Consider the following 10,543-nt stretch of genomic DNA (forward strand, 5'->3'; position numbering starts at 1 on the left):
GCGTAAAGCGGACTTAAAGCCGCTATACGCCATTGAGAAAAGCGTTACACACCAGAACCCGAACAGCGGCTCCACGCCGCTTGTCGGATAAATTAAGCCTCGGTCAAGCAGGATTGCAAATAAAATTTTCAACCCCTAAATTTTGGTTTCTGACTCTTGGCTCTTGGCTCTCAATAACTCCAATTACAATATTGATTTCACAGTCTCCAGCATTCCTTTATCCTGAACAGATTGAAGGTAAGCGGTTAATTTCTCAGTTAAGCCCGCTATTTTATTCAAATCCTCGCCCCAGATAAACTCTGCACCTAAAACGCCCTGAGCCACTTTAGCCACATCGTCGGATTTCCAAAGCTCAGTAAGCAGGTCGAGAATCGCTTTGTCATCGTTAGGAGTAATAGTATCGTTACCACGTTTTCCACCTTTATAATAAGTAATGATTCCCGCCAAACCAAGTACCAGACCCGAAGGCAGTTCTCCGTTGCGCTCCAGATATATCTTCAACCCCGGAAGGTCACGCGTTTTGAACTTAGGGAACGAGTTTAACATAATGCTCGTAACAAAATGCTTTACAAACGGATTGCGGAAGCGGTCTAACACGTCGTTGGCAAACTGTTCCAATTCAGCCTTAGGCAGGTCGAGCGTTGTAAGCAGTTCATCAAACATTACTTTGTGCACATATTTACCGATAACAGCGTCTTCTACACACTCGCGAACGGTATCAAGCCCCGACAAATAACCCACCGGAGATAATACGGTGTGCGGGCCATTCAGCAAAGTCACTTTACGGTCGTGATATGGTTTTTCACTTGGAACAAACAACACATTCAATCCCGCTTTGGATGCCGGAAATTCTTTTTCCACCGATTCGGGGGCTTCAATTACCCACAGGTGAAAAATTTCGGCCTTTACTACCAGCTTGTCTTCAAACTGAATCTTATTCAATATTTCATCAATAGTATCTTTCGGGTAGCCCGGTACAATACGGTCCACCAAAGTACAATACACACCACAAGCGGTATCAAACCATTTTTTGAAATCTTCGCCCAGATTCCACAGTTCAATATACTGGTGAATACATTTTTTCAATTCAGTTCCGTTATGGAAAATCAATTCGCATGGAAAAATAATCCAGCCTTTGTCCTCGGCACCACCAAACACCTTGAAACGGTGATAAAGCAATTGAGTCAGTTTTCCCGGATAAGAGCTTGCCGGCTTATCATCCGGCTTGCACGACGGGTCGAACGCTATACCCGCCTCCGTAGTGTTTGAAATAACAAAGCGCATATCCGGATTTTCAGCCAGCTTCATATACTCGTCAAACTCCGAATACGGATTCAGCCCACGGGTGATAACATCAATCATTTCGATACTATCCACCGTTTTACCCTTGTCAATTCCCTGTAAATTCACATGATACAGCCCATCCTGCTCATTCAGCATATCCACCATACCCACCGCAAGAGGCTGTACAACCACAACACCTGTATTGAAATCAATTTTCTGATTCATATTATACACAATCCAATCTACGAAAGCACGTAAAAAATTACCTTCGCCAAATTGAATAATGCGTTCCGGATACAATTTTGCACTCTTTGCCGTTTGTCTGTTTAGTTTTTCCATAATTTAAAATTCGCCCCCAAAGGGCTTAATTATAAGTTTATATATTAATTTCTTGTTTTTCCCGTATTTGGCGCAAGTCTGCGACTTGTGCCTATTATATTTAGCAGTTTAAAACTGCATGTATTTTCGGCACAAGTTACGCTACGCTAAACTTGCGCCAGTGCGTGTCTGTTTAGTTTTTCCATAATTTTTCAGTATCTTAATTTATTAATTTTTAATCATTTTTTTACCAGTCAAGAAACCCATGAATCACAATAGTTACATATTAATAATTCACTCTCCAATATAACTCCTGATTCTATCTTTTTCAGTTAATTATTTCTTGTGGATTCTGCTTTATATATTGTAGTAATTCTTGTATATTTTTACGATTGTAAACTAAGGAGTCTGCTGGAGACACATACAGATCTATTTTCTTATTCTCCGAGTCATAATACATCATCCGAAAACGACGAACGAAATTTGATGTTATATACGTCCTGCTTGCATAATTCTCATTATCGGGGATTGTAGCGGCAAACACAGAATGCATTGTAAAATCATTTATCTGTATACTATCAAGAATAATACCTTTATAGGTTTCATTAAAATGAACAACATAACCGGAAGAAGTCAAATTATTAGTAAGGTTTGTAAACACTGAATCGGATAATATAATATCAACACCGCTAAGCTTTTCAGTCAAACTACCCGGAAGTGCTGTATCAATATAATATTTATATCCGGCATCAAACATTACATTATCAATAGATATTCCGCCAACATTTAAGTCCACATAGGTCTTCAAGTCCAGCAACTTAAAGTTAAGAGATAATATCCTATCATTTTTCAATTTATTTATCTTTAGCGTTCTGCGGGATATTTTTACAAAATCATTATCAAAATAAAATAACCAGTTGTATTGATTGATAACATCCCCACCCAAAATTCCGGCCGCATATCTTTTGGGGTGCATATATCGCTTATATCCGTCAAGCAGCATAAAATTGTTGAGTTTCAAATTCCCTATCGAGTAATCAATCTTGCTGATAGCAACTGAATCTTCAAAAACACTCCTTGCCAGATACATTTTTTGCTTAGACACATAAACCGAGTCTGTAAGCATACCGTCAACATTTTCTATATCAATGAAATTCATTCCCGTACCGGTGTCAAAAAGAAATACGAACATGCTGTCGGCTATGGTAACAGGTAAATAAATATAATCTTCTTGATGAGGAGATAGTGCATATTTATTCTCAATCAGATTTACTTTGTACACCTCTTTCGAATGCATGCTGAAAAAAATTACCAGCAAACAAACAACTCCCACTACAATAGCAATATATAAAAAAGGTTTCTTCATTCTTTATATTCCCCCACTAATCGCGCGAGGTTGTAAGTTATTTTGTAAAATATAAAATTCAAACACATACACGCCGTTAGGTGTGTAAGTTCGGTAGAAAATAGACCTAAAATAGTTTAGCGTACCTACGGAACGCCTAAATCTTGTTAAACCTTACTATACCAAACTTCCCGTATTTGGCGCAAGTCTGTGACTTGTGCCTATTATATTCAGCAGTTTAAAACTGCATGTATTTTCGGCACAAGTTACGCTACACTAAACTTGCGCCAGTGCGCGTAGCCCGTATCCTGCCTGAAAAGTAATCTTAAACCGACAAGCGGCATAAAGCCGCTGTGCGGTAGGGCGTTTAGCGGCTTAAATTTCCGACACATCGGAATGTTCCATCCGCTTTACACCTAATTTTTTCAGCTTCGAATAAGTAAACATAGTCTATTCGCTAAAATCCATGTAATACTCAATATTCTCCTTCATCAACACATCTATAGGAACGTAGTTTATTTTTGAAACCTCTTGGCCGAAAATCAATTCGCGGCACATGTCCCTGACAGAATAATAAGACTGCTTATCAGGACGCTGAGCTATAAGACAGGCTACAACACCTTGTTTCAGATAATGCACATTCTTTTCAAGCAAGTCGTAACCAAGCAAGCGAACATCTTTCACCCCCAGAGTCTCCAAATGCATGGCTAAACGGAAAACCTTGGAATTGAACGTCACTCCTGCTTTTATATCAGGATTTTTCGCAAAAATATCGCGCAACATAGCCAGATTATCTTCCTCATTATCATCTTTCAATTCCAGATTAACCAATTGAATGGTTTTATCTGCCTGATGCTCCTCCATATATTGCATAAAACCTGTATAACGGTTAAATGTCTGATTCGAAACAGCACCTTTTTTACGCTGAGTTCTGATTACCAACACCTTCGAATTGGCGGGAATAAGACTTAATAATAACTTGGCAATAATATACCCGCTCTGAAAAGAATTTTGTCCGTAATACGTCAGGAAACCGGCCTCTTCAATCATGGAATCGACAAAAGAAAAAGGCACTTCTTTTTCACTCAGCTTAGTAGCGAAATCCAAAGTTTCAGTTTTAAATACAGGAGCCATTATTACCGCATCCGGTAAATCAGCTAAAACCGAATCGGCCACATCAACAAAAGAAACGGTGTCAAATTGGTCGAAATACCTTTTCTCTATTACAACATTATAATTGATAAACTCCTGCGCCGCTACATCAAAACCATCCTCCACCACTTTCCAGTAATCGCCGTCTTCGTGCCGGGGGATAAGGCACGAAAAACGGTACTGTTTTTTTGAAGCCAGCGAACGTGCAAAGATATTAGGAGAATAATTCAGCTCTTGCAAAGCCTTATTTACAGCCTCCAGACTTTTGGCCGACACCTCTCCCCTGTTGTGGATAACCCTGTCAACAGTACCCTCCGACACTCCGGCAAGTTCCGCAATATCTTTTATACGTATTTTATGTCGAAAACGGTTATTTTTCATTCCTCACCTATAAAACTATAAATCCGTGTGCGTACACGACAATAATCTGCCACAAAAATAGCACATATTTTGCAAATATAAAATTTTTCGTATCTTCGTGGGCGAACACGGAGACAACAAAAAGCACGCAAAACAAAGATAAAACACTGTATATAAATGCGTTTGCATACAGCTTTCAATTTAAAACAACATAAAAAACATATTCTAAAACATATTTTTTGATAAAAAACGATATAAAACAACAGGTCATTTCTGAATATTTTCATGTAGACCTTTTGTCACTTTTGTTAAAAAAAACGAGCCAATAGCTATTAACTACAAAAACATATACGTCATGAAAAAATTTATGGATAAAGACTTTTTGCTGCAAACCGAAACTGCACAAAAGTTGTATCACGAGCATGCGGCTAAAATGCCGATTATAGACTACCATTGTCACCTTATACCTTCGATGGTAGCAAACGACCACAAATTCAAATCGCTAACCGAAATATGGCTGGGTGGCGACCACTATAAATGGCGTGCCATGCGTACCAATGGAGTGGACGAAAAATACTGTACAGGTACAGAAACCAGCGATTGGGAAAAATTCGAGAAATGGGCGGAAACCGTCCCCTACACCATGCGTAACCCACTTTACCACTGGACACACTTGGAATTGAAAACAGGCTTCGGTATCGAAAAGCTGGTATCGCCTGCTACAGCACGCGAAATTTATGACGAGTGTACAGCAAAGCTACAAACGCCGGAATACAGCGCGCGCAACATTATGCGCCGCTACAAAGTAGAAGCCGTTTGTACTACTGATGACCCTATCGACTCGCTCGAACATCATATCAAAACCAAGAATGACGGGTTCGAAATAAAGATGCTCCCTACATGGCGACCGGACAAAGCTATGGCTGTAGAAAGCCCTGCTAATTTCCGTACCTATGTAGAAGAATTGTCTAAAGTATCGGGAGTTAAGATATCTGCTTTCGACGATATGATTACGGCACTTCGCAAACGTCAGGACTTCTTTGCCGAATTGGGCTGTAAGCTGTCTGACCACGGAATTGAAGAGTTTTATGCCGAAGACTATACCGAAGCCGAAATCAAAGCTATATTTAACAAGGTATATGGAGGAAAAGAGTTATCGCACGAAGAAGTGTTGAAATTCAAATCGGCCATGCTGGTTATCTTTGCCGAAATGGATTGGGAAAAGGGCTGGACTCAACAATTCCACTATGGGGCAATACGTAACAATAATACCCGTTTATTCAACAGATTAGGTGCTGATACCGGATTTGACTCAATCGGGACATTCGTAACAGCTAAGGCTATGTCGAAATTCTTCGATTCGCTTGATAAGCAAGATAAACTGGCTAAAACAATCATATACAACCTGAACCCTGCCGACAATGAAGTTATCGCTACCATGATAGGTAACTTCCAAGATGGAAGCGTTGCCGGAAAAATGCAATTTGGTTCGGGCTGGTGGTTCCTCGACCAAAAAGATGGTATGGAAAAACAAATGAATGCTCTTTCGGTACTTGGATTGCTAAGCCGCTTTGTAGGAATGTTGACAGACTCCCGCAGCTTCTTATCATATCCTCGCCATGAGTATTTCCGCCGCACATTGTGTAACCTAATCGGGAACGATGTTGAGAACGGACTTTTACCTTCTTCGGAATTGGATTTTATCGGCAAAATGGTGGAAGACATCAGTTACAACAATGCCAAAAACTTCTTCCAGTTTTAAAACATAAATATTTCACGGATACTTAGCCCAAAACCGATAAGTATCCGCGATTTTACCAAAAAAGCAAAATTTTGAACAATTATAGCATAAAATTGAAAATATTTTGCAAGTATAATCCAAATGAACAATGTATTTTTGAAAACTCAAAAATAGGACAATTAAATAGGTATAATAAAATTGTAAGTTAATTTACATTTAAAGAAGAACAATGAGTAAGAAAATTGTAACAATGGGAGAAATCATGCTTCGCTTGTCGACTCCCGGAAATACACGTTTTGTACAATCAGACGTATTCGATGTAGTGTATGGCGGTGGCGAGGCCAATGTGGCTGTAAGTTGTGCCAACTATGGCCATGATGCTTATTTCGTAACAAAATTGCCAAAGCACGAAATCGGGCAGTCTGCTGTAAACGCATTACGCAAATACGGTGTAAAAACTGATTATATTGCACGAGGCGGCGACCGTGTCGGTATCTATTATCTCGAAACAGGTGCTTCTATGCGCCCCAGTAAAGTGATTTACGACCGTGCTAACTCTGCCATTGCCGAAGCCGACGCTTCTGATTTCGATTTCGACGCAATTATGAAAGGGGCTAACTGGTTCCATTGGTCGGGCATTACTCCCGCTATTTCGGACAAGGCTGCTGAATTAACAAAACTTGCTTGTGAGGCTGCAAAACGCAATGGTGTTACAGTTTCGGTCGACCTGAATTTCCGCAAAAAACTTTGGACTAAGGAAAAAGCGCAATCTATCATGCGCCCATTGATGAAGTATGTGGACGTATGTATCGGAAACGAAGAGGACGCTGAACTTTGCTTAGGTTTCAAACCCGATGCTGATGTGGAAGCCGGACATACCGATGCCGAAGGCTACAAAGGCATCTTTACCCAAATGGCAAAAGAGTTCGATTTTAAATATGTTGTTTCTACCCTGCGCGAATCATTCTCTGCTACTCACAATGGATGGAAAGCAATGATTTACAATGGCAAAGAATTCTATACCTCGAAACGTTACGATATCGACCCAATCATCGACCGTGTAGGTGGTGGCGACTCTTTCTCAGGAGGTATTATTCATGGATTGCTTACTAAGCCAAACCAAGGCGAAGCATTAGAATTTGCGGTGGCAGCTTCTGCTTTGAAACACACTATTAACGGTGATTTCAACTTGGTTTCGGTAGAAGAAGTGGAAGCTCTGGCAGGTGGCGACGCCAGCGGACGAGTACAAAGATAACAGTACATTTACTATTTTTTTCATTTACCATTTACTATTTATTGGATGAACTCCGGCGAGTTAAAGACAAGACTTAAACAATTCGCATTAAGAATTATCAGACTCTCAGAAAATTTGCCAAACACAGTGACAGGAAGAACGATTGCGAATCAAATCATTCGTTCGGGAACTTCACCCGGAGCTAATTACAGAGCCGCATGTTTAGGTAAATCCGATAAAGATTTTATCAATAAATTAAAAATGGTAGAGGAAGAATTAGATGAAACATTATATTGGTTAGAACTACTTATTGAATCAGAAATAATAGACAGAAAATTATTAAATGACTTAATGACTGAAAACCATGAGTTATTAAAAATAATCGTCAGTTCAATCAATACAATGAAAATGAAACTGAAATCCAAATAGGAGCAAAGAAAATAGTAAATGGTAAATAGCTAAATAGTAAATTTATTTATATGCGTTTTAATAAAATTCAAGTTCTCACAGCTATGGCGGAAACAGGGTTAGTTCCTGTTTTTTACCATGCTGATGTAGAGATAGCTAAAAATGTAGTAAAAGCATGCTACGACGGAGGTATCCGTGCATTTGAGTTCACTAACCGTGGCGATTTTGCTCACGAAGTTTTCGGCCAGTTAGTAAAGTTTGCAGCAAAAGAATGTCCTGAGATGATTCTTGGTGTAGGTTCTATCGTGGAGCCGGCCGCCGCTTCGCTGTATATACAATTGGGGGCAAACTTTGTGGTAGGTCCATTGTTCAACCCCGAAGTAGCCACAATCTGCAACCGCCGTTGCGTTCCTTACACTCCGGGATGCGGCTCGGTATCAGAGGTAGGAGCAGCGCAGGAAGTAGGTTGCGACCTTTGCAAAGTATTTCCGGGCGATGTATTAGGCCCTAATTTCGTGAAAGGGCTGAAAGCCCCTATGCCATGGTCGATGCTGATGGTAACAGGAGGCGTAAAACCGGAGGAGGCGAATCTGAAAGGATGGTTTGATGCCGGAGTAACATGTGTTGGTATGGGTTCTAACCTTTTCCCTGCCGACTTAATCAAGGCTCAAAACTGGGCAGGAATTACAAAACTATGCAGCGATGCACTGGATATAATTAAGAAAGTCAGAAATAAATAATAATATCTAATAACAAAAAACATGAGTAATAACTTAACAAGAAAAATGACGAAGTATCGTTGGACTATCTGCGCGCTGTTGTTCTTTGCAACAACAATCAACTACTTAGACAGGCAAGTATTATCTTTGTTGGCCTCGGAAATTCAAAGTGAATTTCAATGGACTGACAATCATTACGGAACGATTACAGCATTTTTCTCACTATTTTACGCATTCTGTATGCTTTTCGCTGGGCGTTTTGTCGATTGGATTGGCACTAAAAAAGGCTTTTTGTGGGCTATTGGCATTTGGTCGGCAGGTGCATGTATTCACGCGTTTTGCGGTATTGCAACAGCCGGAATCTTAGAAGGCAATTGGTTTGTAAACTTTCATGAAGCCGAAAAAATCATTAAAGGTGTGGGAGATACAGCCATGGTAGCAAATGTTTCGATGGGCTTATTCATCTTTGCACGTGCCGTACTTGCCCTCGGTGAAGCAGGCAACTTTCCTGCTGCAATTAAAACAACTGCCGAATATTTTCCTAAAAAAGACCGTGCTTTTGCCACCAGTATTTTCAATTCTGGAGCTACAATCGGTGCTATGATTGCTCCGGTGTGCGTGATTCCTTTAGCAGCTGCAACCAGCTGGGAATGGGCATTCCTCATTATCGGTGCACTTGGTTTTGTATGGATGGGATTTTGGATTTTCATGTACAAAAAGCCAAATGAAAACCCGAAAGTTAATGCTGAAGAATTAGCATATATTACACAGGACAAAGATGAAGCTGAGGTTACCGAAGACATGCCTGAGAAAAAAATAGGCTTTTTGCAAAGTTTTAAATATAAACAAACATGGGCGTTTGCATTCGGAAAATTTATGACCGATGGTGTTTGGTGGTTTTTCCTGTTTTGGATGCCGAAATATCTGAAAGAACAATGTATCACCGGCGACATGACAATTTTAGGAATTAATGTATCACCTGAGAACCAGCTTGTTCTTGCACTTACAGTACTTTACACGATTGTAATGATTTCGCTCTACGGTGGAAAATTACCCACAATCATCATGAATAAAACGGGCAAAGACCCTTATGCAGCACGTATGCAGGCTATGTTAATTTTTGCATTCTTCCCACTATTAGCTCTATTGGCACAACCGCTCGCGGGATACTCATATTGGTGGGCTGTTGTCATCATTGGTTTAGCAGGTGCCGCACACCAATCTTGGTCGGCAAATATCTTCTCTACTATTGGTGATATGTTCCCAAAATCTGCTATTGCAACAATCACAGGTATTGGCGGAATGGCAGGTGGAATCGGCTCATTCCTCATCAATAAAAGTTCAGGAGTATTATTCGATCATGCCGGTACTACCAATATGACATTCATGGGCTTTGAGGGAAAACCCGCAGGATATTTCATTATTTTCTGCGTATGCGCCGTTGCTTATCTCATCGGCTGGGTAGTAATGAAAGCTCTTGTACCTAAATATAAGCCAATCGTTATCGATTGATATATATAGTTTGATAGTTTGATAAGTTCAAAACCGCCTCTACAATTTCATTTGCAGAGGCGGTTTTATTTCAAGAAAGCAGCAAAAGATGGTAATGATACAAAAATAAGCTAATAAGGTTAGGGCTATGAAGCATTGGTGTTACTAAGGTTGACTTCTGAAAATAAGGTTTTATGCTTAAATTAATCTACTGATAGGAAAGAACATTAGGGCATCGCATCAAAATCATCAAAAAATACTTTATATCTGTTTTACCAGATATATCTCAAATGTTCTGCAACCTCAAGTCCCTCTCTTTGAGAGAGGGATTTAGGAAGAGTTACAATAAGCTTGCCATTAAGCCTTTTGTCCTCAAGCCGGACAGACTTTTACTTTTTCCTATAGCTGAAAAAGTAAACAAAAAATTAACTTTGTTGAAGCACCTACGCTTAGCATAGCTCAAGCAAGCTTGACTCTGCTTTCGCTTAAAC

The 10,543-nt window shown here is 39.9% G+C and carries 8 protein-coding genes; 5 read left to right on the forward strand and 3 right to left on the reverse strand.

Annotation, left to right across the window (positions count from 1 at the left end):
* Positions 1–183: 183 nt before the first annotated feature.
* The 3 genes from D0T49_RS01525 to D0T49_RS01535 form a co-directional block, all read right to left on the reverse strand.
* Positions 184–1,623, reverse strand: coding sequence for a tagaturonate reductase (locus D0T49_RS01525; protein WP_163628826.1), 1,440 nt, complete (start codon positions 1,621–1,623; stop codon positions 184–186).
* Between the two features lie 307 nt (positions 1,624–1,930).
* The gene (locus D0T49_RS01530) at positions 1,931–2,968 is read right to left on the reverse strand and encodes a hypothetical protein (protein ID WP_163628827.1); all 1,038 of its coding nucleotides are present in this window, start codon (positions 2,966–2,968) and stop codon (positions 1,931–1,933) included.
* A gap of 429 nt (positions 2,969–3,397) precedes the next feature.
* Positions 3,398–4,480, reverse strand: coding sequence for a substrate-binding domain-containing protein (locus D0T49_RS01535; protein ID WP_163628828.1), 1,083 nt, complete (start codon positions 4,478–4,480; stop codon positions 3,398–3,400).
* 334 nt (positions 4,481–4,814) lie between these two features.
* On the opposite strand from D0T49_RS01535, the gene uxaC reads away from it, so the two are divergent.
* From uxaC to D0T49_RS01560, 5 genes are all read left to right on the forward strand, one after another.
* Positions 4,815–6,221 carry a glucuronate isomerase gene (uxaC, locus tag D0T49_RS01540; RefSeq protein WP_163628829.1) on the forward strand — a complete coding sequence of 469 codons (1,407 nt, stop codon included), beginning with the start codon at positions 4,815–4,817 and terminating at the stop codon, positions 6,219–6,221.
* A 208-nt stretch (positions 6,222–6,429) separates the two neighbouring features.
* Positions 6,430–7,455, forward strand: a complete 1,026-nt coding sequence (locus tag D0T49_RS01545; protein ID WP_163628830.1) for a sugar kinase — start codon at positions 6,430–6,432, stop codon at positions 7,453–7,455.
* Positions 7,456–7,500: 45 nt separating this feature from the next.
* A complete protein-coding gene (locus D0T49_RS01550; protein WP_163628831.1) occupies positions 7,501–7,863 on the forward strand; it encodes a four helix bundle protein in 363 nt (120 codons plus the stop codon).
* Between the two features lie 50 nt (positions 7,864–7,913).
* Complete coding sequence (locus D0T49_RS01555) at positions 7,914–8,582, forward strand: bifunctional 4-hydroxy-2-oxoglutarate aldolase/2-dehydro-3-deoxy-phosphogluconate aldolase (RefSeq protein ID WP_163628832.1); 669 nt, start codon at positions 7,914–7,916, stop codon at positions 8,580–8,582.
* 21 nt (positions 8,583–8,603) lie between these two features.
* Complete coding sequence (locus tag D0T49_RS01560; protein ID WP_163628833.1) at positions 8,604–10,073, forward strand: MFS transporter; 1,470 nt, start codon at positions 8,604–8,606, stop codon at positions 10,071–10,073.
* The last annotated feature ends 470 nt before the right edge of the window (positions 10,074–10,543 follow it).

Origin of the sequence: Paludibacter sp. 221, assembly GCF_010501035.1 — a bacterium.
In the GTDB taxonomy this organism is placed as follows: domain Bacteria; phylum Bacteroidota; class Bacteroidia; order Bacteroidales; family Paludibacteraceae; genus QVMH01.

What these genes read in the sequence shown, in the direction of transcription:
- D0T49_RS01525 (WP_163628826.1), bottom strand. Translation starts at nt 1,623, where the DNA reads ATGGAAAAACTAAACAGACAAACGGCAAAGAGTGCAAAATTGTATCCG.
- D0T49_RS01545 (WP_163628830.1), top strand. Translation starts at nt 6,430, where the DNA reads ATGAGTAAGAAAATTGTAACAATGGGAGAAATCATGCTTCGCTTGTCG.
- D0T49_RS01555 (WP_163628832.1), top strand. Translation starts at nt 7,914, where the DNA reads ATGCGTTTTAATAAAATTCAAGTTCTCACAGCTATGGCGGAAACAGGG.
- D0T49_RS01530 (WP_163628827.1), bottom strand. Translation starts at nt 2,968, where the DNA reads ATGAAGAAACCTTTTTTATATATTGCTATTGTAGTGGGAGTTGTTTGT.
- D0T49_RS01550 (WP_163628831.1), top strand. Translation starts at nt 7,501, where the DNA reads ATGAACTCCGGCGAGTTAAAGACAAGACTTAAACAATTCGCATTAAGA.
- D0T49_RS01535 (WP_163628828.1), bottom strand. Translation starts at nt 4,480, where the DNA reads ATGAAAAATAACCGTTTTCGACATAAAATACGTATAAAAGATATTGCG.
- D0T49_RS01560 (WP_163628833.1), top strand. Translation starts at nt 8,604, where the DNA reads ATGAGTAATAACTTAACAAGAAAAATGACGAAGTATCGTTGGACTATC.
- uxaC (WP_163628829.1), top strand. Translation starts at nt 4,815, where the DNA reads ATGAAAAAATTTATGGATAAAGACTTTTTGCTGCAAACCGAAACTGCA.